At 38.2% G+C, this 23,752-nt stretch carries 26 protein-coding genes and 1 tRNA gene; 11 read left to right on the forward strand and 16 right to left on the reverse strand.

Features of this window, described 5'->3' with window-relative positions:
• Positions 1-5: 5 nt before the first annotated feature.
• The 6 genes from G9H65_RS03385 to G9H65_RS03410 all read right to left on the reverse strand — a co-directional run bounded on the left by G9H65_RS03385 (position 6) and on the right by G9H65_RS03410 (position 6,034).
• Positions 6-218 carry a YgaP family membrane protein gene (locus G9H65_RS03385; RefSeq protein ID WP_166373949.1) on the reverse strand — a complete coding sequence of 71 codons (213 nt, stop codon included), beginning with the start codon at positions 216-218 and terminating at the stop codon, positions 6-8.
• A gap of 19 nt (positions 219-237) precedes the next feature.
• Positions 238-978, reverse strand: a complete 741-nt coding sequence (locus G9H65_RS03390; RefSeq protein ID WP_166373950.1) for a cbb3-type cytochrome c oxidase N-terminal domain-containing protein — start codon at positions 976-978, stop codon at positions 238-240.
• A 37-nt stretch (positions 979-1,015) separates the two neighbouring features.
• Positions 1,016-1,171: a CcoQ/FixQ family Cbb3-type cytochrome c oxidase assembly chaperone gene (locus tag G9H65_RS03395; protein ID WP_166373951.1), complete on the reverse strand. Its 156-nt coding sequence runs from the start codon at positions 1,169-1,171 to the stop codon at positions 1,016-1,018.
• Positions 1,172-1,175: 4 nt separating this feature from the next.
• Entirely contained in the window at positions 1,176-3,305 is a 2,130-nt protein-coding gene (gene ccoN, locus G9H65_RS03400; RefSeq protein ID WP_166373952.1) for a cytochrome-c oxidase, cbb3-type subunit I, read from the reverse strand.
• Between the two features lie 17 nt (positions 3,306-3,322).
• Complete coding sequence (gene ccoS, locus G9H65_RS03405; RefSeq protein WP_166373953.1) at positions 3,323-3,475, reverse strand: cbb3-type cytochrome oxidase assembly protein CcoS; 153 nt, start codon at positions 3,473-3,475, stop codon at positions 3,323-3,325.
• A gap of 129 nt (positions 3,476-3,604) precedes the next feature.
• A complete protein-coding gene (locus tag G9H65_RS03410; protein ID WP_166373954.1) occupies positions 3,605-6,034 on the reverse strand; it encodes a heavy metal translocating P-type ATPase in 2,430 nt (809 codons plus the stop codon).
• Between the two features lie 133 nt (positions 6,035-6,167).
• Between G9H65_RS03410 and G9H65_RS03415 the strand changes: the two genes are divergently transcribed.
• Positions 6,168-6,548 carry a cyclic nucleotide-binding domain-containing protein gene (locus G9H65_RS03415; RefSeq protein WP_166373955.1) on the forward strand — a complete coding sequence of 127 codons (381 nt, stop codon included), beginning with the start codon at positions 6,168-6,170 and terminating at the stop codon, positions 6,546-6,548.
• A gap of 217 nt (positions 6,549-6,765) precedes the next feature.
• Here the strand turns inward: G9H65_RS03415 and G9H65_RS03420 are convergent, their stop codons facing one another.
• On the reverse strand, positions 6,766-7,572 hold the full coding sequence (locus tag G9H65_RS03420) for an SDR family oxidoreductase (RefSeq protein WP_166373956.1): 807 nt from the start codon (positions 7,570-7,572) through the stop codon (positions 6,766-6,768).
• Between the two features lie 90 nt (positions 7,573-7,662).
• On the opposite strand from G9H65_RS03420, the gene rlmD reads away from it, so the two are divergent.
• On the forward strand, positions 7,663-9,084 hold the full coding sequence (rlmD, locus tag G9H65_RS03425; protein WP_166373957.1) for a 23S rRNA (uracil(1939)-C(5))-methyltransferase RlmD: 1,422 nt from the start codon (positions 7,663-7,665) through the stop codon (positions 9,082-9,084).
• Here the strand turns inward: rlmD and dnaB are convergent.
• Entirely contained in the window at positions 9,081-10,670 is a 1,590-nt protein-coding gene (gene dnaB / locus G9H65_RS03430) for a replicative DNA helicase (protein WP_166373958.1), read from the reverse strand. The genes rlmD and dnaB overlap by 4 nt on opposite strands.
• Before the next feature lie 107 nt (positions 10,671-10,777).
• Here dnaB and G9H65_RS03435 point away from each other — a divergent pair, with 107 nt between their 5' ends.
• The 3 genes from G9H65_RS03435 to G9H65_RS03445 are packed head-to-tail and all read left to right on the forward strand — an operon-like array spanning position 10,778 to position 13,103.
• Positions 10,778-11,737, forward strand: a complete 960-nt coding sequence (locus G9H65_RS03435) for a PhoH family protein (protein ID WP_166373959.1) — start codon at positions 10,778-10,780, stop codon at positions 11,735-11,737.
• 1 nt (position 11,738) lies between these two features.
• The gene (locus tag G9H65_RS03440) at positions 11,739-12,176 is read left to right on the forward strand and encodes a GNAT family N-acetyltransferase (protein ID WP_166373960.1); all 438 of its coding nucleotides are present in this window, start codon (positions 11,739-11,741) and stop codon (positions 12,174-12,176) included.
• Positions 12,177-12,233: 57 nt separating this feature from the next.
• A complete protein-coding gene (locus G9H65_RS03445; RefSeq protein ID WP_235927462.1) occupies positions 12,234-13,103 on the forward strand; it encodes a pirin family protein in 870 nt (289 codons plus the stop codon).
• 110 nt (positions 13,104-13,213) lie between these two features.
• On the opposite strand, the gene G9H65_RS03450 is transcribed toward G9H65_RS03445, so the two are convergent.
• On the reverse strand, positions 13,214-13,588 hold the full coding sequence (locus tag G9H65_RS03450) for a DUF3127 domain-containing protein (protein WP_166373961.1): 375 nt from the start codon (positions 13,586-13,588) through the stop codon (positions 13,214-13,216).
• A 76-nt stretch (positions 13,589-13,664) separates the two neighbouring features.
• Here G9H65_RS03450 and G9H65_RS03455 point away from each other — a divergent pair.
• Positions 13,665-13,748 (forward strand) — tRNA-Leu (locus G9H65_RS03455).
• Between the two features lie 37 nt (positions 13,749-13,785).
• Positions 13,786-14,775 carry an oxygen-dependent tRNA uridine(34) hydroxylase TrhO gene (gene trhO / locus G9H65_RS03460; protein WP_166374298.1) on the forward strand — a complete coding sequence of 330 codons (990 nt, stop codon included), beginning with the start codon at positions 13,786-13,788 and terminating at the stop codon, positions 14,773-14,775.
• Here the strand turns inward: trhO and G9H65_RS03465 are convergent.
• Together G9H65_RS03465 and G9H65_RS03470 are read right to left on the reverse strand one after the other, a co-directional pair.
• Positions 14,769-16,274, reverse strand: coding sequence for a serine hydrolase domain-containing protein (locus G9H65_RS03465; protein WP_166373962.1), 1,506 nt, complete (start codon positions 16,272-16,274; stop codon positions 14,769-14,771). The two genes, trhO and G9H65_RS03465, sit on opposite strands and share 7 nt — an antisense overlap.
• 9 nt (positions 16,275-16,283) lie before the next feature.
• A complete protein-coding gene (locus tag G9H65_RS03470) occupies positions 16,284-16,745 on the reverse strand; it encodes a GreA/GreB family elongation factor (protein WP_166373963.1) in 462 nt (153 codons plus the stop codon).
• Positions 16,746-16,795: 50 nt separating this feature from the next.
• Between G9H65_RS03470 and G9H65_RS03475 the strand changes: the two genes are divergently transcribed.
• Complete coding sequence (locus G9H65_RS03475) at positions 16,796-17,674, forward strand: nucleoside phosphorylase (protein WP_166373964.1); 879 nt, start codon at positions 16,796-16,798, stop codon at positions 17,672-17,674.
• On the opposite strand, the gene G9H65_RS03480 is transcribed toward G9H65_RS03475, so the two are convergent.
• The gene (locus G9H65_RS03480; RefSeq protein ID WP_166373965.1) at positions 17,655-18,140 is read right to left on the reverse strand and encodes a GNAT family N-acetyltransferase; all 486 of its coding nucleotides are present in this window, start codon (positions 18,138-18,140) and stop codon (positions 17,655-17,657) included. The genes G9H65_RS03475 and G9H65_RS03480 overlap by 20 nt on opposite strands.
• A gap of 50 nt (positions 18,141-18,190) precedes the next feature.
• On the opposite strand from G9H65_RS03480, the gene surE reads away from it, so the two are divergent.
• Positions 18,191-18,973, forward strand: a complete 783-nt coding sequence (surE, locus tag G9H65_RS03485; RefSeq protein WP_166373966.1) for a 5'/3'-nucleotidase SurE — start codon at positions 18,191-18,193, stop codon at positions 18,971-18,973.
• On the opposite strand, the gene G9H65_RS03490 is transcribed toward surE, so the two are convergent.
• Complete coding sequence (locus tag G9H65_RS03490) at positions 18,963-19,565, reverse strand: NUDIX domain-containing protein (RefSeq protein WP_235927463.1); 603 nt, start codon at positions 19,563-19,565, stop codon at positions 18,963-18,965. The two genes, surE and G9H65_RS03490, sit on opposite strands and share 11 nt — an antisense overlap.
• Between G9H65_RS03490 and G9H65_RS03495 the strand changes: the two genes are divergently transcribed.
• Positions 19,564-20,550 carry a cation diffusion facilitator family transporter gene (locus tag G9H65_RS03495; RefSeq protein ID WP_166373967.1) on the forward strand — a complete coding sequence of 329 codons (987 nt, stop codon included), beginning with the start codon at positions 19,564-19,566 and terminating at the stop codon, positions 20,548-20,550. The two genes, G9H65_RS03490 and G9H65_RS03495, sit on opposite strands and share 2 nt — an antisense overlap.
• On the opposite strand, the gene G9H65_RS03500 is transcribed toward G9H65_RS03495, so the two are convergent.
• Genes G9H65_RS03500 through G9H65_RS03510 form a run of 3 tightly spaced genes read right to left on the reverse strand, consistent with a single transcriptional unit; the run spans position 20,536 to position 22,320 of the window.
• Complete coding sequence (locus G9H65_RS03500) at positions 20,536-21,234, reverse strand: SDR family NAD(P)-dependent oxidoreductase (protein WP_166373968.1); 699 nt, start codon at positions 21,232-21,234, stop codon at positions 20,536-20,538. The two genes, G9H65_RS03495 and G9H65_RS03500, sit on opposite strands and share 15 nt — an antisense overlap.
• On the reverse strand, positions 21,234-21,938 hold the full coding sequence (folE, locus tag G9H65_RS03505; protein ID WP_166373969.1) for a GTP cyclohydrolase I FolE: 705 nt from the start codon (positions 21,936-21,938) through the stop codon (positions 21,234-21,236). The genes G9H65_RS03500 and folE overlap by 1 nt, the downstream gene beginning before the upstream one ends.
• On the reverse strand, positions 21,898-22,320 hold the full coding sequence (locus tag G9H65_RS03510; protein WP_166373970.1) for a 6-pyruvoyl trahydropterin synthase family protein: 423 nt from the start codon (positions 22,318-22,320) through the stop codon (positions 21,898-21,900). Before G9H65_RS03510 ends, folE begins: the two co-directional genes overlap by 41 nt.
• A 79-nt stretch (positions 22,321-22,399) precedes the next feature.
• Here G9H65_RS03510 and G9H65_RS03515 point away from each other — a divergent pair, with 79 nt between their 5' ends.
• The gene (locus G9H65_RS03515; protein WP_166373971.1) at positions 22,400-23,752 is read left to right on the forward strand and encodes a Gfo/Idh/MocA family protein; all 1,353 of its coding nucleotides are present in this window, start codon (positions 22,400-22,402) and stop codon (positions 23,750-23,752) included.

Here is a 23,752-nt window from a genome sequence, read left to right on the forward strand (position 1 = left end):
TTAAATTAAAATGGAGCCTTTTCTCTACAAGTACTTATACCAAATGGTTTATACAAGGGACAAAAACGAACAATGCCGGTTAAGGCAATAATGCCTGCAACTACATAGACTACAATAGATAAATTTTCTGGAATAATACCAGCATAAGTCAGGATGGCTAGTGCTACCGCAGCAGCTAAGCGAGCTATCCGATCTGTGCGTCCTACATTCTGTTTCATATTAGGTGAGTTTAGATGACTATTTTTGCTCTGTTCCTTGTGGTTCTTTCGCCCCTGGAGGATTACTACCTTGTAAGGTTAAAATGTAGGAAGAAACTTGTTGAATCTGAATGGGATTCAACGTTTTATTCCATGCAATCATCCCTTTTTCTGGAACACCATTGGTGATCGTATGAAATAAATCCTTAATTGAGCCTCCATGTATCCAATACACGTCTGTTAAATTTGGACCTACTCCTCCTTGACCTTTATCACCATGACAAGCTACGCAATTTGTCGTATAAATAGTTGATCCCTCTGTTAAATCTTTTGCAGCTGTCATGGCCGTTACATTGTCCTCATTCACCGAATTAGCGAATTTTTTCATGTACTCTTCTCTGGCTTTTTCAGCTACAGCTACTTCTGTCTTGTATTCTGCTTCTTGGATATTGCCATCTTGTGCTACGTGATAATAGAATAAATACACGACACCAAATAAAATGGTTATGTAAAAAAGATACATGAACCAAGGAGGAGTAGGATTATCTAATTCCACAATGCCATCGTACTGATGCTCCATGGCTAGATCTTTTTCCTGTTCTATTGGCTTTAATCCAGTAAATTTCTGCCACCAACTTAAAGAAGCTTCCTCCTCCTGTTTAGTAGGATCTAAGGTTAATTTTTTAAGTGCAGATGAAAGCTGCATGGTTACGATTAATACCAAAATGCTTGTTAAAAGAATCAAGCTGATTAACCAAATTTCTGTGAATGAATTAAACATATTGTTATGAATAAATGTTGTCAATAATCTTTTAGACCTATTCTAGAGGCATTTTTCTCATTTTATCTAGATGTTTTTTATCCATCCAGAATAAATAGACTCCTACCAAAACAAAGAATACTAGGAAGATCAATAAGGAGAATATCATGTAGGAATCTGCTCCTGGTATTGTGGAAATAAATTGCTTAAACATGGTCTTATTTTTTAGAAATGTCGGTACCTAATCTTTGTAAATAAGCGATCAAAGCAATAATTTCTTTGTCAGCACCTACTTTAATTTTCTCTTCAGCTAAACGCGCCTGAATTTCTTTGGATTGAGCTTCCAAGTCCTTCACGGCATTTTTGATTTGAGCATCATCGTATGGAACCCCCAAAGTCTTCATGGCTTGTAATTTAGCTTGAGTTTGAGACGTATTTAAACTTTGATCATACAACCAATCATAAGCTGGCATAATTGATCCTGGAGACATAGAACTTGGTTCACGCATGTGGTGGTAGTGCCATGAATCTGGATATTTTCCTCCCTCGCGATGCAAATCCGGACCAGTTCTTTTAGATCCCCATAAGAAAGGGTGGTCATACACAAATTCCCCTGACTTAGAGAATTCACCATAACGTTCTGTTTCACTACGGAAAGGACGAACCAATTGAGAGTGACAGTTAACGCAACCTTCACGGATGTAAATATCTCGTCCTTCCAATTCCAATGAAGTATAAGGTTGAACTGCTGCTATGGTAGGGACATTGGATTTCACCATGAATGTTGGGATTAATTCGACCAATGAACCGATTAGAATCATAATTAATGATCCTACCAATAATTGAATGGGTCTTCTTTCAATCCAGCTATGCCAGTGCAATCCTTTTACTTCTTTTTCAGAAACAATGACCTCTAATGGTGCAGCTTCAGCAGGTTCATTCGCTAAAAGTGTACCTTGAGCCATGGTCTTAAATAAGTTATATGCCATTAAAATAGCACCCACTAAGTACAAGGTTCCTCCTAAAGCACGCATTTGGTGCATGGGAATAATTTGTAAAGTAGTATCTAAGAAGTTTCCGTATTGTAATGTTCCTTCTGGAGTAAACTGTTTCCACATCATACCTTGCGTGAAACCAGAGATATACATCGGTATAGCATAAAAGGCAATACCTAATGTACCAATCCAGAAGTGCGTTTTAACTAATTTTTCAGAGAATAAAGTTGTTTGGAAAATACGAGGAACCATCCAATACAATATCGCAAATGTCAAGAAACCGTTCCATCCTAATGCTCCCACGTGAACGTGTGCTACGATCCAGTCGGTAAAGTGGGCAATCGCATTCACGTTCTTTAAACTTAACATAGGGCCCTCAAAAGTAGCCATACCATAGGTCGTGATACCTACTACCATGAATTTCAAAATGGTATTCTCACGTACTTGATCCCAAGCACCACGCAAGGTTAATAATCCATTGATCATACCACCCCAAGATGGAGCAATCAACATAATGGAGAAAACAACACCTAAGGATTGTGCCCAGTCTGGTAAACTAGAATAAAGTAAATGGTGTGGACCAGCCCAGATATAGATAAATATCAAAGCCCAGAAGTGTAAAATGGATAAACGATACGAATACACAGGGCGGTTCGCCATTTTAGGCAAGAAATAATACATCAAACCCAAGAATGGAGTCGTTAAGAAAAATGCAACTGCATTATGTCCATACCACCACTGAATCAAAGCATCTTGTACCCCAGCATAAACATAATAACTTTTTAGGAAGGAAATAGGTAACTGAACGGAGTTGGTTAAATGTAATACCGCTACTGTTACGAACGTAGCAATGTAAAACCATATCGCCACATACAGGTGACGCTCTCTACGTTTAATGATAGTACCAAACATATTGATACCAAATGCTACCCATACCAACGTGATAGCAATATCAATTGGCCACTCCAATTCCGCATATTCATGGGAAGTCGTAATACCTAATGGTAACGTAATGGCAGCAGCTACAATGATTAATTGCCAACCCCAAAAGTGGAACGACGAAAGAAAATCACTAAACATACGTGCTTTTAAAAGCCTTTGTAAGGAATAATACACACCAGCAAAGATGGCATTACCCACAAAAGCAAAAATCACTGCGTTGGTGTGCAGCGGACGTATACGACCAAATGTTCCGTATTGAGTGACGTTCATTGCAGGTTCGAATAACTGTGAGGCTATTATAACCCCAACGAGCATTCCAACAATACCCCAGATAATGGTTGCAATGGCGAAATTCCGAACGGTTTTATTATCGTACGAGAATTGATCCAAAGTAGTCGTTTGTGACTTCATAAGCGTTTAAATTGAGATTAATTGATTGTCTTTTTGTCTTCATTAAGTATGCGCATACCTGGAGTAATGAGGTCATCTTGTTGCCCTGAGCGTACAAACCAAATAAACGCAAAGAGAAATCCGATGGCCATAAGTAAACTCAAGAAAATCATTAAGTACATTATTTCCATGGTATTTAATATTTAGAGAACAAGGATTGCAGAAAGAGCTATACTACTCAATACTACGTTGTAAAGTTCTTTTTATATCTGTGTTTAAAATATGATTTTTCTCAGCTATAGGTGAGCTACTATATGATTTCAATTGGTTTTTAAAGTTCTACCATACATATTCATACCCCAAGTTGCGATAATCAGCATACTGATTGAATTAACTGGCATTAAGATCGCTGCGATTAAAGGAGATAAATTACCTTGAACTGCAAAACTTAACCCAATGGCATTGTACACCAAGGATAATAAGAAACTCATTTTGATCAAGGTAATTGCCTTTTTGGAAAATTGCAAATATTCAGGTAAACGTCTAAGAGAACGGCCTTGCAAAATGGCATCACTGGCTGGGGTAAAATGTAGATGGTCATCAGAAACGGCTATGCCTACATGAGCCTGTTGTAATGCGCCTGCATCATTTAATCCATCTCCTACCATCATGACTTTCTTTCCTTGAGATTGTAATTCACGAATAAATTCCATTTTCTCCATTGGGCTGCATTCAAACCTCATGTGGTCCTCTTCTGTAAACCAATCTTTTAAACTTGTAGCATGGCTGGCTTTATCTCCAGAAACCAAGTACACATCGTACTGATGCTGTAATTTTCTTAGCATGAATTCTACCCCTTCTCGATTTTCCCATGGGAAGTCCCAATAACCTAGCGTCTCCTCTCCTATTTGTATAAATAATTGAGATTCAGAAGAATAGAAATCTTGAGGAGAATGATAAGCAATACCTAAAAATTTGGCTGAGCCTAATTTTATAGTCAAATCGCCCCATCTCGCCTCCAATCCTTTACCCGGAATTTCCTTGAATGATGAAATAGGTAACAAATGTCTTGTTCCCAAGCTTTGGGTATAGGAACAAAGTCGACGAGAAAGTGGATGTGTCGACTGAACAGACAAAGAATACAAAAGATCTAATTCTTCGTCGCTGACACTCCGATGTAAATAACTTTTGGGAACTTCAGATTTAGCTAAAGTTAAAGTACCTGTTTTATCAAATACCAAGGTATCTACTTGTGCCATGCGTTCTAAGGCTTGTATATCTTTTACATATAACTGGAATTTGGACAACCACCTAACTCCATGCCCTAGGGCAAATGGATAAGAAATAGCTAAAGCACAAGGACAAGCAATGACCAAAATGCTGACAACCGAATTTTGCCATTTACTGGGGTCAACTTGAATCCAGTAAGCAGCTACAATGGTAGCTAAACTAATTAAACCTATCGTAAAATAAACCCCAACTTGATTGGCAAAATTCTCCCAGTTTTCCATTTTAAAACTAGGGTCCTTGAATGCTTGTTGCTCCCACAATTGGGTCAAATGACTCTGCTGGAGGTCTTTTTTGACTTCTATCTCGATCATTTCCCCATGATGTTTCCCTCCAGCATAGATTAAATTTCCAGATTGTATAGGAACCCATTCGCTTTCTCCCGTTACAAAACTATAATCCATGTTACTTTGACCTTTCATCAAAATCGAGTCAGCAGGAATGATTTCTTCATTCCTTATGCGCAAACGGTCACCTACTTTGATGTCACTTAATGGAGCCGTTTCTTCACTACCATGAATGATTTTAGTAATTACCAATGGGAAATAGGAAGTGTATTTTCTTTCAAAGGATAGAAAATCAAAGGATTTTTGTTGAAACCATTTACCCACCAATAAGAAAAACAAAAGACCGGACACAGAATCCATATACCCTGCTCCTGTATGACTCAATATTTCATAAACACTTCGGGAATAACCGACCATAACACCTAAAAGTATAGGCATTTCGATCGTGATTTTTTTCAATTTTAAGTGAGCCCAAATGTTTTTGAAATAATCTGAACCCGAATAAAATAAGGCCACAGAGCCCAGCACTAAGTTTAAATAGCCAAAAAGGTTTTTTAAACTACCATCCTCAATACCTAAATATTCAGGAAAACTAAATAGCATGATGTTGCCGGCGCAAAAGCCAGCAACACCTAGTTTGATGAAGAGTTGTGTTTGTTGTGTATGTCTTTTTTTCTTTTCTTTTCCCTCAGATTCATCTGATAACAAGGGTTCATATCCAATTTTTGCCAACAAGGAGGCTAATTCCCCTAAGCTAATTTCTTTTTCTTTGAACCAAATACTCAAATCTTTTTTACCAAAATTCAATTGAGTTTTAACGATTCCAGCATGTAGTTTATGTAGATTTTCTAATAAATATAAACATGACCTACAGTGAATACTAGGTAAGTTAAAACTGACTTTAGAAATTTCTTGATTGGAGAATTGTATTAATTTATCTCGAAAAGCGGGTTTATTTAAATAATCAAAGTTTTGATGACTAGGTGAAATACCTGGATTAACATCACAGGTATAATAAGTGCCTAATTCATGGTCATTTAACAGCTCATAAACGTTTTTACATCCTTGGCAGCAAAATTCCTTTTCCTGAAATTGAATGACTTCATCAACAAAAGGCTCACCGCAGTGAAAGCAGCTAGTTTTTGTTAGGGTGGTATGGACTGTTTGTTCCATCATAAACTCAATCTTTTCTCAAAGTTCCCATGAAATAGTTGCCCTGATAATGATAAAAAGCAGGACAAAACATGAGCATTGTCATGAAATTAATTCAGGAGTAAATCTACTTTCGTAAACAAATTTTTTAATAAGTATGGATCAGATGATCGAGACAGAACGTAAAGTACTAGCTAGCGGGATAGAAATCAACTATTTAGCTAACGAATTTTTGTTCCGTCAAGGTCAAAAAGCGGAGTTTGTATTTTATTTTCAAGGAGGTGAAATTGCTTTAAAGTCATTCAATACCCCAGAAGGTATCATCTATCAGGCCAATCCAATTTTTTTAGGTATTAGTGAAGTGCTAGAAGGGAAAAAACATACCTTTTCTGCTGAAACTCTTCAGACTTCTAAGTTTTTGGTTTTTGAGAAAAACTATTTTTTGATGCTCATGCAAGAGTTTGATTTTGCAGCGTCCTATTTTGAACAAAAAAGTAAGGAATTTGATGCCGTATTTACGGAATTAGTTCCGCATTAATGGTGATTTTAATTAAGAGGTTAGCCTCTAAAAAAAATAGAGTGGTAAGTTAAAAGGGTTGTACTGCCCTGCTTGACAATGTCGGGCAGGGCTTTTAAATTTTAGAATGTAGAATGTAGAATTAAAATGTAAAATGTAGAATCACTGGTTATTTCAACGCCTATTAATTGATAATTCTAAAGCTATTAATTGATAATTCTACATTGTACATTCTTCATTATTTCAACGGGCTATCCTTCTCCTTTTTCAAGGTATTATACACCAGCCTATCCATGAAACCGTTCAGCCATTTGTTTAAAAAGACGGTCAATTTTCCCTGAAAGGTCAAAACCAAGGTTTTTTTCTTTTGTTCAAAGGCTTGATATATGCGCTGAGCTACTTCCTCAGCCGACATCATTTTTTCTTCATCTCGCATGGTATCTCCGGTAATTTTACCTTCGGAATTCAAGGACGCATTCCTTATGTTGGATGCCGTAAATCCTGGACAAGCCGTCAAGACATGTACGCCTGTTTCCAATAGTTCTGTTCTCAATGCCTCTAAAAAACCATTCATCGCAAATTTAGATGCAGAATACCCTGTTCGTACGGGTAATCCTCTATATCCTGCGATGGATGAAATGCCAATAATGCCCCCTTTACTCTCTTTTAAATAAGGCAAAGCGGCATGTGTGGCATAAACTGTTCCCCAAAAATTGATGTCCATGACTTGCTTCAAAACTTTCAAATCTACATTTTCAAACATAGAACGCATGGAAATTCCTGCATTGTTGATCAGTAAGTCGATCCCCCCATATTCTTGAACTACCTGAGCAATCATGGCTCTTGTTTGTTCTTCAGAACTACTATCACAAACAATGGCTTGGCAAGTAATATTGGCAGCGACTAATTCTGTCTTCGCTTCTTCAAGTTTTGCTTCATTTCTTCCCGTAATAATTACTTGAGCTCCATGCTTACCATATTCCAATGCCAAGGCTTTACCGATTCCGGAAGATGCCCCTGTGATAATGACGACTTTGTTTTTCATATGTAAAATTTGATCTCAAAGTTAAGCTTTTATCCCATAATTGATTGACTAGCCAAATGAAAGCCCTATTTTTGTGCTAGAATTTACCTTATGAACGCCAGAAAATACAAAATCCCCCAAGTGTTAGAACAAATTTCCATCCTTGATTTCGCAGCGGAAGCAAAGTGCATAGCGAAGGTAAATGATGAAGTGATATTTGTTCAAGGTACAGTAGCCCCTGGTGATATTGCTGATTTGCGCATTCTTAAGTCTAAAAAGAAATTCAAACAAGCTCAGGCGATCAACATTCAAGCTCTCTCTCCTTTTAGAACAGAAGCTCCTTGTGATCATTTCGGGGTTTGTGGTGGATGTAAATGGCAGCACGTTTCCTATGAGGCTCAATTGGCGTTTAAACAGCGACAGGTGAAAGACAATTTAGAGCGAATTGCCAAAATTAAATTACCTGAATTTCAACCCATTTTAGGTTCTGATGAAGCCTATTATTACCGTAATAAATTGGAATTCACCTTTTCTTCTGCTCGCTGGTTGACCAACGAAGAGATTGGAAAAGAAGATCTAGGTTCCATGAACGCCTTAGGTTTTCACGTACCAGGTCGTTTCGATAAAATATTACCTGTCGATCATTGTTATTTACAACCTGATCCTTCGAATGCAATTCGAAATGGAGTTCGTGATTTTGCCGAAGCAAACGGAATTTCTTTCTATGAATTGAAAAATCAAAAAGAAGGCGCTTTACGTAATTTGATCATACGAAATGCAAGTTCAGGTGAATGGATGGTGGTGGTTCAGTTTGCCTATGCTACAGAGGAAGAAATTAGCTTGGTCATGAATTACCTCCAAAGCAATTTTCCGATGATTAGCTCATTAAATTATGTGGTCAATCAAAAAGGGAATGATACTTTCCACGATTTGGAAGTTATATGTTTTCATGGTAAGCCATTTATCGAAGAACAAATGGAAGATTTGCGTTTCCAGATTGGTCCCAAATCCTTTTTCCAAACCAATGCCAAGCAAGCTTTGCGATTATATCAATTAGTAAGAGAATATGCTGATTTACAGGGAGATGAGTTGGTGTATGATTTATACACAGGCACAGGAACTATCGCTTTATTTTTGGCGAAATATGCGGCCAAAGTAGTTGGGCTAGAATATGTTGAAATGGCAGTAGAAGATGCTAAAATGAATGCGATTCATAATAACATTGACACGGCATCTTTCTTTGCCGGAGACATGAAAAAGCTTTTAACAGAAGAATTTATAGCCCTTCATGGAAAGCCTCAAGTGGTCATTACAGATCCACCTAGAGCGGGCATGGATGAGGATGTGGTTCGACAATTATTGCAAGTTCGTCCAGAAAAAATAGTCTATGTAAGTTGTAATCCAGCTACCCAAGCTCGTGATTTAGCTTGGTTAGATGAGGCATATCAGGTAGATGTAGTTCATCCAGTAGATATGTTTCCACAAACGCATCACGTGGAAAATATCGTTCGCTTACGACTAAGAAAAAACTAGAAAGGTTCGTTCAATGGATCAAAATCCGCAGGAGGTAAATTCATTTTACTTCCTTTAAAGACAGAGTCGCTGTTTCCTTGCTCAAATTGAGATGCTGTATCTCCTAATTCACTGAGGTTAAAAACGCCGTTTCCATTCCCATCCGCAAAAGGTTGGAAATCCAAATCACAATATTTGGTGAATTTACCGATGAACTTCAGCCATACATTTTCTAAGGATCCAGAACGGTTTTTGGCCATGATAATCTCTCCCATTCCTGCAATGGAATTACCTTGTTCGTCCGTGGTAATGCCATAGTATTCAGGGCGATAGATGAACATAACTTGGTCAGCATCTTGCTCAATGGCTCCCGATTCACGAAGGTCAGAAAGTTGAGGTTTTTTATTTCCCCCACGAGTTTCCGTCGAACGATTTAATTGAGAAAGTGCAATCACAGGTACATCCAGTTCTTTCGCCAGTTGCTTTAATGCACGGGATATTTGAGCAATTTCTTGTTCACGGTTTCCACTCGCTCCTTTTCCAGATGTATCCCCAGTCATTAATTGCAAGTAGTCAATAACAATCAGCTCAATGTTCTTTTGAGCCTTCAAACGACGACATTTTGCCCTTAATTCCAAAATGGATAATGCGGGTGTATCGTCAATGTAGATGGGGGCTTGGAATAATTTATCAATCTTGGTGTGTAATTGTTGCCATTCGTGTGGCTCCAATTTCCCTTTTCGTATTTTTTCAGCCTCAATTTCTGCTTCTGCAGAAACAATACGATTCACCAATTGAATGGAACTCATTTCTAGGGAAAATAAGGCTACCGCATGACCAAAGTCTAAGGCGGCATTTCGACAAGCAGAAACAACAAAGGCCGTTTTACCCATACCCGGACGAGCGGCAATGATGATTAATTCTTGTTTTTGCCAGCCAGAAGTATGGCGATCTAATTCGGTAAAGCCAGAAGGAATACCCGTAAGGCCACTTTTTTGCTTTTGTTTCTTCTCTAATTCATCAATAGCCTTTTTCAAAATGTCCGACATACTTTCGTAATTCTTTCGGATGTTTGATTCTGCAATGGAAAACAATTCTTGTTCCATCCGATCCAAAATTTGAAATACGTCGGTCGTATCTTCATATGCCAAACGCTGAATTTCAGAAGAAACATGAATCAACTGGCGCTTGATGAATTGCTCAATGATAATCCTAGCGTGAAACTCCACGTTTGAAGTCGAACTTACCCTTGAAGTTAATTGAGCTAAATAACTCGTCCCTCCTGCTTTTTCTAAATCCCCATTAACTTTTAAGTAATTGTTTACCGTTAATAAGTCGACAGGTTGAGAGGCTTGGAACAATCCCTGAATGGCTAGAAAGATCTTCTGATGTGCTTCTTTGTAAAAAGTCTCAGGCTTCAGTAATTCAATGACATTGGCTAAAGGTTCCTTTTCCAACATCAAAGCCCCCAATAATGCTTCTTCTAACTCAGGAGCCTGTGGAGGAAGCTTTCCTAAGCCTAAATCACTTAATCGTGTAGGTTGATTGGAACGATTATAGCTAGAATTTGCTTTTTTAGAAATTGATGAGGGATTGTTTGATTCCATAGACTACAATTTTACAATATTTTGATAAAAATATCATTCTAATCATCCGATTAAATTTCAATTATTCTCTATTTTAGTAAATATTTTTCACCTTAACTTTTTCATACTTGTTAGAAAAAATTATTGCCTTAACAGATGTGTCTCTGGTTGATTTTCTCGGAGTCTCAAATTCCAACTTAACTCTATTGACGGAAGCTTTTCCTCAGACCAAAATCATTGCTCGTGGTGATCAAATTACAGTTCGAGGTTCCGATGATCAAATTTCTTTGGTGGAAGCCATCGTCAATCAATGTATCAAGCATTTAGAAAAACATAGTTCTTTGTCGGCCAACCACATGAAAGCCTACATCGATTTGATCTTAAACCCAACAGGAGAAGAAAATGAAACTCCTTGGGTGGAAGATAAGGACGTTTTACTTTTTGGAACCAAGGGTTTGGTGATCAAAGTGAAAACACCCAATCAACGAAAATTAGTGGAAGCAGCTAGTAAAAACGATATCGTTTTTGCCATTGGGCCCGCTGGTACTGGCAAGACTTATACGGCGGTAGCTTTAGCCGTTAAAGCACTTAAAAATAAGGAAGTCAAAAAGATTATTATCACACGACCTGCTGTAGAGGCAGGGGAAAACTTGGGTTTTTTACCTGGTGATTTAAAAGAGAAAATAGATCCTTACTTACGTCCTATTTATGATGCTTTGGAAGATATGATTCCAGCGGAAAAATTGAAATTCTACCTCGAAAATAGAACCATCGAAATTGCTCCTTTGGCCTACATGCGCGGTCGTACATTAAATAAGGCATTTATTTTATTGGATGAAGCCCAAAATACCACTTCCATGCAAATGAAGATGTTTTTGACGCGTATGGGTATTCAGTCTAAAACCATTATCACGGGTGATAAGTCTCAAGTAGATTTACCTAAAAATCAAGTATCTGGATTAGGAGAAGCGGCTCATATACTGAAAGGTATCACAGGCATTGCTTTTGTGGAATTGGATGGCTCCGATGTGGTTCGTCACCGCCTTGTTCGTGAAATCATTGAAGCTTACGGAAAACAAGAGAAATAAGATGGTCAAAATCATTCAAGCCAAATCGCTGGAAGAAATTCATGAGGTTTTTGAGATTAGAATCGAGGTATTTGTCGTAGAACAAGCTTGCTTGCCCTCAGAAGAGTTTGATGAATTAGATGCGCAAGCGAAGCATTATTTATTATTGGAAGATGGAAAGCCGGTGGCAACTGGTCGTTATCGCAAAACAGATAAAGGAATTAAGATTGAGCGAATTGCGACACTAGCTTCAGCCAGAGGAAAGGGATATGCCAGTCAGATTGTTCAACATATCATTCAAGAAGCTCGGACAGCTTATCCAGATGCTACTTACTTCTACTTACATTCTCAGCAAACAGTCATGCCACTCTATGCCAGTTTAGGATTTATTCCTTTTGGTGAAACTTTTATTGAGGCAGATATTGTTCATCAAGCAATGTCACTCATAATTAGTGATTAGTTATTTGTGATGAGTGTTGGTGATTTCGGAGATTTACTCCATTAACAATTGATGATTATGACAAAGAAAGTCGAGTTAGTATATCCTCCTGGTGAGGTACATTTTGTTGGAGATGGGTTTAGAGTACATAATTTTATTCCTAGTCGATATGGTTTAGACATGCAACGCATGAGTCCATTTATTATGTTGGATTATGGTTCAAAGCATTACTTTTCCCCTTCTACACATGCCAGAGGTGTAGGTGTTCACCCTCACCGGGGCTTTGAGACGGTTACCATTGCTTATAAAGGTCGAGTGGCACATCATGATAGTAGTGGTGGTGGTGGAATTATTGGTGAGGGAGATGTACAATGGATGACGGCTGCCTCAGGGGTTTTACATAAAGAATACCATGAAGAATCTTTCAGTGCAGAAGGGGGTGATTTTCAAATGGTTCAATTGTGGGTTAATTTGCCTGCTAAGGATAAAATGTCGACACCTAAGTATCAAGCCATATCAAACCAACAAATCACTCAAGTTGATCTTGGAGATTCAGGTTTTATAGAAGTGATTGCAGGAGAATATCAAGGACAAAAAGGCCCTGCTTCTACTTTCACTCCCGTGAATATGCTGAATGCCAAATTGAAAAGCGGAGCAAAAGCTAGTTTTTCCTTTCCTGCATCTTATAATACCTGTTTATTGGTTATTGAAGGAAGTGTAATAGTGAACGGAACAGAAGATGTAGCCTTAGACAATTTAGCTTTGCTGGAAAACGAAGGAGAGGAATTTTCAATAGAGGCTAAAGAAGATAGCGTGGTATTAATTCTGAGTGGTGAGCCAATAAATGAGCCCATTGCGGCACATGGTCCCTTTGTGATGAATACCCGTCAAGAAATCATGCAAGCTTTTGAAGATTTTAATGCTGGGAAATTCGGGTATCTTTCCTAGAGCCCTTTCATGGCACGAAGAGTCCTTGCAAGGCAAGGGCCTAGAACCACAGAATCTCAAAAAAAAGCCCTTGCATTGCAAGGGCTTTTTTTTGGACTCATACATTATCCTTAAAAGGGAAGATCATCACCCGATTCAGCTTCTAACGGAGGGAACTGATATCCACCACCTGCTGAAGGAGCTACATTCGGAGGAACAGATGGCGCTGCACCTGAACGATCTAATCGATATGCTCTAATTTCGGTATACCAGCGATCATTATATTCCCTTGATTCGACATTGAATTGTACTTTTACTATTTCACCTTCTTGTACAGGAGCTAAATCTTGAGTCTTGTCACCCCAGACCGACATACACACTTTTTTAGGGTATTGGTCTTGAGTTTCAATCACAAATTCTTGCTTGATCCAATTGGTCCCATTACGTCCGGTACCGGTTACTTCAGGAAGTTTTTTTACTAATTTTCCGCTGATTTCTAAAGCCATTCTGTTTATTCAGATTTGATGAAAACTTGATTTCCTTGCAAGTAAGCAAATATTTGGTAATTTTGCTAACCATATTGGCGATGTGGTGAAATTGGTAGACACGCTACCTTGAGGTGGTAGTGCCGTTTTAGGTATGGGAGTTCGAATCTCCCCATCGTCACTTATTTTTTATTATTAATCTGTAAATCATGTTGAAGATGAAACCTTACAGTGTGTTGCTTTACTATAACTACACCCCTGTGCCAGATCCCGAGGCTTATCGGGAAAAACACCACCTTTTTTGTATTGAAAACAATATCTTGGGGCGCATCATTGTGGCGTCAGAAGGATTGAATGGGGCCGTTTCTGGACTCAAAGAAGATTGCGATAAATACATGCATTGGTTGGAAAGTGATCCCATATTTCAGGGAACTGACTTTGACTTTAAAATTGAAGAATTTGACAAACACACTTTCAATAAATTGCATGTGCGTGTTAAAAATGAAATAGTCCATTCCGACTTACCTGTGAATCCTTTGGAGCGAACAGGTAAGCATTTGAAGCCTAAAGAATTTAAAGAATTATTGAAAAATGATCCAGACGTAGTCTTGGTAGATATGCGTTCTAATTATGAACATGAATTAGGACGTTTTAAAGGGGCATATACCTTCGACATGGAAAATTTACGGGATTTACCAGACCATGTGCACGAAATTGACCATTTGAAAAATAAAAAAGTTATCACCTACTGCACAGGTGGTATCAAATGTGAAAAGGCTTCTGCTTATTTACTTGAGAAGGGTTTTACGGATGTGTATCAATTGCATGGTGGTATCATCAAATACGGATTGGAAGAAGGAGGAGAAGATTTTGACGGATCTTGTTATGTGTTTGATAGTCGTGTAGCAACGCCCGTTAATAGCGTAAACCCGGTCGTTGTTTCAAAATGCCATGTTTGCCAAGAGCCATCAGACCACATGGTCAATTGTGCTAATCCGGAATGTAACGAGCATTTGGCTATTTGTCCAAGCTGTTTAAAAGAAATGGATGGCGCTTGTTCTCCTGCTTGTAAAGATCATCCGAGAAAGCGCCCATACAATGAAAAAGGATATTATTCCAAACAATCCGTGGGCTACTCTCCTATTTTAGGATTTAAGTCCTTTAGCAGAAATGCGAAGATTGAAGAAAAACAAAAAAAGGCTCATTGAGCCTTTTTTATTTCAATTAAATGGAATTCTTGAATCAGGGCTGGATTTTCTGGGCTTAAAGTAAAGCTTACTTCTAAATCGCCTTTTTCTCCCTCTATGCTAAATTTACCACGTAATTGATTTTCTGGAATCATGTCATGTACCTTTTTGATAGCCCCAACTTTCGAGAATAAGGATTCTGCCTCGCTCTTCAATACAGGTGTAAAATATTCGGAGAAAAAATTGATGGCAAAAATCCCACTGCTCTCTGCTTGGTTCCAATGTGGTAATATCTTCATCAATTCGCTTTGTCTTTGTTTCAGAATGTCAGAAACAGCTAAAGTACGTTTAGGTAAAGCTGTAGTATGTAGCAAGGAATCAATGACCAACATATTGATGCTCCCCATATTGGCATAGGTTAAATTACTAAAAGATATAATTCCGATATTATAATCTGGAAATATCCGCCAATTACTCCCAAATCCTGGTAAACCTCCTGAATGTGAAATGGAAGTTCTGTTGGCATAATCTTTCTTAAAACTCAATCCATAAGCATAAGCGTTAAAACTTTGCCCCACCTGGCCATTGGGATATTTTTGTTTAGGATTCACATCAATGAAATTCCATGGGAATTGCATTTCTCTGACAGAAGCGCGTTTTATCGGACCAGATTCTGGATCATCTCTTTCTGGCCAAGCGGATAAATGAAAAGCGACATAATGACTGAAATCCTCCATGGTAGTTATTAAACCACCCATAGCACCATAAGCTCCATCATGTTCCAAGGGCTGCTCCACCCAATTTTGATTGATCCAGCGGTAGCCTAGGGCTAATTGGTTTTTGGGAACATCCATATATTCCCAATAGGTATGGGTCATACCTAAGGGTTTTAAAATTTTCTCTGTAATGTAAGCTTGATAAGACTGTCCACTTACTTTTTTGATAATGCTTCCCAAAAGCGCAAACCCCATATTACTATATTCAAAGCTTACGCCAGGGTTGTTAGAAAATGAAATACCCTTATTTAACATCTCTGAGAAGGCCTTTTCCGAAATACCCAGTTGTCGATCCCCCCAAGGATTATCTTCTGGAAAACCTGCCGCATGGGTCATTAAATGCCTAATGGTAATCTCAGGAGCATCTTTCGTCACATATCGTTGATTTTTTAATTCTGGAATATAATGGTGAGCGGGTTCATCCAATTGCAATTTCCCCTCATCGCGCAATTTTAAAATGGTCATAGTGGTGAAACTTTTGGTCATGGAAGCTATGCGATAATCCACTTGCGAACTGGCAGGAATTTGTTGTTTGATATTTGCCAAACCAATGGATTGTGTGTGTACCAATTTTCCTTGATAGACCAATCCATAGACAACACTAGGTAGTTTTTCTTTCTCAACAAACTGTTTAAAAAGTTGATCTATTTGCGGTATAAATGCCTTGATTTTCTCTTCAGCACTTTGGCCAAATGCCGATTGCACACATATTACAATCAAGAGTAGATGTACTATTTTTTTCATTTTTTTCGATTAATAAATGCCCTGTATATGAATTTTTTGATCTCTCAAAAGGATGAACTCGCCTACTTTCTTTCCTAAAAACAAGCTTCCAATGGGTGATTCAGGTGAAATAGCAAAATAGTCTTTTTGATCTAAGCTGATTTTTCCTAGGCCTACCAACATATAATACATTCCTTTGTCTGTTATGATAAGGGCCCCTTTTTCGACGCTCTCATAGGTTCTATGGATGGGTACGTGCTGGATGATTTGCAAGGAATGCTTGTTTTGATCCATCAAAGCAGAGCATTTATCCATTTCTCTTTGCATCATTTCTCGGCCTGTTTCGTATTTATCCCCTGCGGAGCTCTTGGTGTCTGAATCTCTTGATTCTTTCGCCTGAACATATGCTATTTGTGCCTCTTGGATGTTTTGCTCCAAGCGCTGTAAAATTTCCTGATAAATTTGAGATTTAATATGGGGCCAATCGCTCATGTCCGACAAGTTCAAATGATTCTTTTGGGAAATTATCAATAAATTTGTTCATGACCTATTTCTCACCGACCGACTTGATTATAAACCCTGATGGAAGTTCCTATCATTTGAACATTCGTCCTGAGCAATTATGTGATACTATTTTCATGGTTGGTGACCCTGAACGTGTCGAAAAAGTTTCCTGCCATTTTGACCGTATTTATTACAAAATCCATAAAAGGGAGTTTGTAAGCCATTTTGGAGAACTGGCAGGAAAGCCTATTGGAGTGCTTTCTAGTGGCATTGGGGCCGATAATGTTGAAATTGTCATGAATGAATTGGATGCGCTAGCCAATATTGATTTTGAAACAAGAATAGAAAAAAGTCAAAAGCGTTCCTTGAATCTCATACGAATGGGTACCTCTGGCTCCATTCAAGAAGATATTCTTGTTGATTCAATTCTGATATCTGAGGCTGCCATAGGTTTTGATAATTTGGCTCAATTTTATGATTTTTCTTCGGATAAAAGCCTTCCTCAAAAGGATTTGGATCAATTTTGCGAACAAATCGGCTACCCATTACCTATCTATGGTGCTAAAGCTTCTAATCAATTAGTTCGTCTGTTCTCACAAGATGCCCATTTTCAGGATGCTTTTTTGGGAACAACGTTAACAGCACCTGGCTTTTATGCTCCTCAAGGTCGGACCGTGAGAATGAATTCGGTCTTACCCGATTTTTTAAAAGACTGTTCGGCCACTCTCGTGGGAAAATCAAAAATTACCAATATTGAGATGGAAACCTCTGCTTATTATGCTTTTTCTGGAGTTTTAGGCCACGAAATGATTTCATTGAATGCCATTTTGGCTAATCGGAAAACCCTTCAGTTTTCGACGAATCCAGAGAAACAAATTAGTCAATTGATCCAGAAGGCTATAGCTCTCTTTTCATGATGTAATCATTCATGTAGTAACCCTCTCCCACATGTAAATCCAGTTCTTGGTCGATTTGAAACCCTCTTTTTAAATAAAACTGAACAGCAGAATTATGTCGGTTGACATTTAAAAAGATGGCTTTTTGTCCATTTTCTTGAGCAAATTTTGCAACATACTCCAATAAAAATGTTCCTGCACCTTGGCTCTTTTGTAGTGGTCTCAAATAGATTTTATGGAGCTTTCCTTGCATGTCATCCATCGCTTCGTAGGCAGCAAAACCAATGGCCCCTTCCTCTGATTCCAACATGAAAAAGTACACATTTTCATCGAATTGCTTCTTTAATACATCAGTTCGATACATTATGTCCAACATGTAGACACATTGCTCCTCACTCAGGATTTCACCATAGGTAGGACGCCAAGCTTGCTCAGCTATCGCTTGTATGGTAGGAATATCATTTATTTCAGCTTTTCGGATTTGCATCTTGCAAAATTAAGTAAGCAAATTTGTAATTTCGTTAAAATTAAGAAAATATGAGTCAAGAGAAACCGCTTATTCTTATTGCTAATGACGATTCCATTCATTCCAAAGGAATTAGAGTATTAACTGAGATCATGTCAGAAATTGGAGAGGTCGTAGTAGTGGCCCCAGATAGCCACCAATCGGGTATGGGACATGCCATCACCATGGGGACTCCTATTCGTGTGACTAAAACGGAAACTTTCGGACCCAATATTCAATCTTATAAATGTTCAGGTACTCCTGCCGACTGTGTTAAATTTGGCAAACACTATATTTTAAAAGGTCGCAAGATTGATTTGATGGTATCAGGGATCAATCACGGATCTAATGCATCCATTTCAGTTTTGTATTCAGGTACGATGTCTGCCGCTATCGAGGCTGCCATGGAAGGAATACCAGCCATAGGGTTTTCCTTATGTGACTATGCCAATGATGCCGATTTTAGTCATTGCCATGATTTAATCATTAAAATAGCCCAACAAGTATTAGAGCATGGTTTGCATGAAGGATTAACACTCAATGTGAATTTTCCTGCTAAATCAGAAGCTCCTATTCAAGGTATTCGGGTAGCCCGACAAGCCAAAGCGGTTTATCGAGAGTTTTTTGAAGAAAGAAAAGACCCTTACGGACAACCCTATTTTTGGATGGATGGTTTTTTACATAATGAAGACCTAAACAATGGGACAGATTTGGATTGGTTAACAGAAAATTACGCCACAGTAGTTCCGGTAAAATACGACTTAACGGATTATCAAGCTTTGGAAGAAATGAAGCATTGGGATTTTACGATATAAGAGATTTGACCTTTAAAATGGTCAATAAACTTAAAGCATCTTGTATTTCCCCATTTTCTGCCATGTTGAACACTTCTTGTATGGGTATTTTCCTGACTACCAAAGACTCTGTTTCTTCAGGAGCAGCGATTCCTTGTTGAAGGTTTTTGGCCAAAAACATATGAGCTTTTTCATCGGTCACAGAATTGGACAAATAACAAGTTCCTAGGCTAATCCATTCTTGGGCTTGTAAACCCGTTTCTTCTTTCAATTCTCTTTTAGCTGCTTCCAAAGGGCTTTCCTGATCTTGAATCAAGCATCCTCCTTCAGGTAATTCCCAGGAATAAGCATCCAAGGTATATCGATGCTGTCCCACTAAATAAGTATTTCCTTCTTCGTCCAGAGGAAAAATGGAAACAGCTGTATTTTTAAAGTGAACCAAACCATAAATACCTTCATTCTGATTCGGATTAATGACCTCATGATGCTCAATGCGTATCCAAGGATTTTCATATACCGTATTTTTGGATAACGTTATCCAAGGCTTATCTTGTTCTTTCATCCCATAAAAATAAAAGGAATTGATGTATCTTTGTGCATAAATTTTTCCCATGAAACAGCGTCTGCTGCTTGTTACTTTCTTGGTCAGTGTCTTGATTTTAAATGGGAAATTTTATGCCTATTACTTAAGCGGTTCTACCACTTTATTGACTGATGCCCTAGAATCCATCATCAACGTGGTGGCTGGCGCATTTGCCTTTTATTCAGTGTATTTGGCTTCATTACCCAAAGATTTGAATCACCCTTATGGGCATGGGAAAATTGAGTTTTTCGCTTCTGGTTTAGAAGGAGTTTTGATTTTGTTGGCAGCTGCCTACATCTTTTTACATGCTTCTCAGCATTTGTGGACCAATCAAGAACTCAAGAGTTTGGATATGGGTATGGCCATTTCTTTGGGATCCTCCGCATTGAATGGTATCATGGGGTATTTATTGATTCAAATGGGTAAAAAGGAGCACTCTCCAACCATGGTGGCAGATGGGAAACACTTACGTTTAGACGCCTATAATAGTTTATTGGTCGTATTGGCCTTAGCAATCACCTATTTTACCAATTGGTTATGGGTTGACTCTGCCGCATCTCTCCTATTTGCTTTTTTTATGTTTTGGCAAGGTATTCGTCTAATTCGTACTTCGGTGGCAGCTCTAATGGATGAAACCAATCCTAAAGTTTTTCGAATGGTCATTGAATGGATTACCAAAAACCAAAGAGATGAATGGATTGATTTACATAATTTACGGGTTCAACAATATGGGGGTGATTTACATATCGACTGCCATTTAACACTTCCTCGCTATTGGGATTTAAACCATGTTCATGAGGAAATTCACGACTTTGAAGGTACTTTATCTCAAGTTTTACCTACCCACATTGAGATATTTGTTCATGCAGACCCTTGTTTGGATGAATGCTGTGCCCATTGTCAAGTGGCCAACTGCCCTATCCGTTCACAAGCATTTGTCGATAAAATTGAATGGAATAACGTGAATTTAGCTTTAAACCAAAAGCACTTTCTGGAACAATTAAACCGTTCTTAGACTTCCAATTCCTCCATCTACTCCAATCACTTGTCCCGTTATCCATGAATTTTCAGGCTTCAGTAAGAAGGCGGCTAAATTGGCTACGTCTTCAGCTTGTCCCACACGTCCTAGTGGATGACGCTTTCCTCCAGCTTCTACTTTTTCAGGAGTGCTTAATAGATTTTGCGCTAAAGGTGTTTGAGTTAAGGAAGGAGCAATAGCATTTACTCGAATTTTGAAACTACTCAATTCAGCCGCTAATGATCGGGTTAAACCTTCAATGGCACCTTTGGAACTAGCTATAGATGCATGGAATCCCATGCCTGTTTGTACTGCTACGGTGCTAAATAGGACAATGGATGAACTATTGGATTGTTTTAAGGAAGCTAATAAAGCTTGAATCACGCGAACCGCTCCCAAAACATTGATTTTAAAATCTAGTTCAAAATCAGTGGTAGTTAACCGATGAAATGGTTTTAATACGATGCTGCCTGGGCAATAAGCAATACCATCTACAGAACCTTGAATGGATGAAAATATGCTATCTTCCTCTTGAAGGGCATCCCAGGTATAGTTTTCAATACCCGCCAAATCAGCTGCTTTTCTTGAAAAATTTAAAACACGATGTCCAGCGGCTATTAATTGCTCAGCTATGGAGTAGCCAATCCCTTGGCTAGCTCCAACAATCACATATACTCCCATTAAACCGACTGAATACCGCCTAAAAATTCTTTTTTAGTTGCTTCTTCTTGGAATTTACCTCCATAAAAGGAAGTAATAGTGGATGTAGCATCATCTTTAACCCCACGAGAGGAAACACACAAATGTTTGGCATCGATATAAATAGCCACATGTTCTGTTTCAAGTACTCGCTGTAAATGTTTGGCAATTTGCATCGTCAAACGTTCCTGAACCTGAGGTCTTTTGGCATAATACTGTACAATTCGGTTCAATTTCGATAAACCAATTACTTTACCTGAAGAAATGTAAGCAATATGCGTTTTACCGACGATGGGTACAAAATGATGCTCGCAATTGGAGTAAAAACTGATATTTTTCTCAATTAGCATTTCATTATAGCCAAATTTATTTTCAAATAAGGCTACCTGAGGCTCATTTTTTGGATTTAATCCACTAAATATCTCTTCAATGTACATTTTGGCTACACGTTTTGGCGTACCCTTTAGTGAATCATCTGTCAAGTCTAACCCTAGAGTTAACATGATTTCTCTAAAATGCCCCTCGATTTTTTTGATTTTATCTGCATCAGAAAGATCGAATGCATCTGAACGCATAGGCGTTTCTATCGAAGTCGCTATGTGATTATCTCCAATCTCATCATCCGTGAAATGGAAATTTTCCGTATCAATGAGCAGGGAATTCAACAAAATTTCTTTCTGTTTCATATAATCTAATTTTTAAATCAAGGTTGGTGGCAAGTGCTGCTCTAATTTTTTGATAAATAACCAAGGCAATGTTTTCAGCCGTCGGATTCAATTGAGCAAATTCGGGCACATCTAAATTTAGATTTTTATGATCGAATTTTTTAATGATTTCCTTTTGAATCAGTTGGGAAACTTCCTTCATATCTATCACATAACCCGTTTCTGGATTAATTGTTCCAGTAATTTGCACAATTAATTCATAATTGTGACCATGGAAATTGGGATTATTGCATAATCCAAACACTTCTTGGTTCTTTTCATCTGACCAATTGGCATTATACAATCGATGAGCAGCATTAAAATGCTCTTTCCTAAATACACTTACACGGGGAAGCTCTATCATTTTTTTAAATTGGATATAAATTTACAGCCATAATTTGATTAAATTTCAATTTCATTATCTAAAACCAGTTTAACTATTTATGAAAAGGCGAAACTTTATTTCAAAATCGCTGCTATATACGTCGTCTGCTGCTCTATTTCCGACTATTTTAAAAGGCATAACTCCAGAACAAACAAAAGTGCGTTTAGGTTTCATTGGTGTTGGACTTCGTGGAAGAAATCACCTGGAAATGGCGATGTATCGTCCCGATGTAGAAATTGTAGCAATTTGTGATATTGATCCAAAAGCTATTCAGATTTCTCAAAAAATGATTCGAGATAAAGGCCGTAAAGAAGCGGTGGTATATCAAAATGGGGATCATGACTTTGAAAACTTAGTTAAACGAAACGACATTGATGGCGTGATTATCGCTACCCCTTGGGAATGGCATGTGCCTATGGCCTTGGCTTCCATGAAAGAAGGAAAATATACCGGTGTAGAAGTCTCTGCTACCGTGACATTGAAAGAATCATGGGATTTGGTGAATATGTATGAAAAAACAGGTTCACATTGCATGATTTTGGAAAATGTCTGCTACCGTCGTGATGTCTTGGCTGTATTAAACATGGTTCGTCAAGGTATGTTTGGCTCATTAACGCATGTGCAATGTGGGTACCAACATGATTTACGCGAAGTGAAATTCAATGATGGGGTTAAGCCATATGGTGGAGGAGTAGAATTTGGTGCCAAAGGATTTTCTGAGGCAAAATGGAGAACACAACACTCCATAGACCGTAATGGAGATATTTATCCAACCCATGGTTTAGGCCCTGTGGCTGAAATGCTCAATATCAACCGTGGAAATCAGTTTTTATATGTAACATCCATGGCTAGTCCAGCCCTGGGTTTGCAAAAATACATCGTAGATAAAGGGGGAAAAGATCATCCCAATGCCAAAACCAAGTTTAAATTGGGCGATGTCGTAACTACCTTAATCAAATGTGCCAATGGGGAAACCATCATGGTTTCTCATGATACCAACTCTCCTAGGCCATATTCCTTAGGTTTCCGAGTGCAAGGAACCAATGGTTTATGGATGGATGATAATAAATCCATTTATTTGGAGGGTGTCTCTCCCAAAGCCCATAGCTGGGAGCCGTTCAAACCTTACCAAGAGAAATACGATCATCCACTATGGAAAGCGCATGCTCAGGATGCTGAAAATGCTGGCCATGGGGGAATTGATTATTTTGTATTAAGAGCCTTTATTGAATCTATTAAAAATAAAGTAGCCCCTCCTATTGATGTATATGATGCAGCAGCGTGGTCAGCTATTTCACCACTATCAGAAGAATCCATTGCTAAAGGATCTGCTCCTATTAAAATTCCAGATTTCACTCGAGGAAAATGGAAAACGAATCAACCTATTTTTGCTTTACATGATAACTATTAA

It is taken from the genome of Aquirufa ecclesiirivi, assembly GCF_011250515.1.
GTDB classification, from domain to species: Bacteria; Bacteroidota; Bacteroidia; order Cytophagales; family Spirosomataceae; genus Aquirufa; species Aquirufa ecclesiirivi.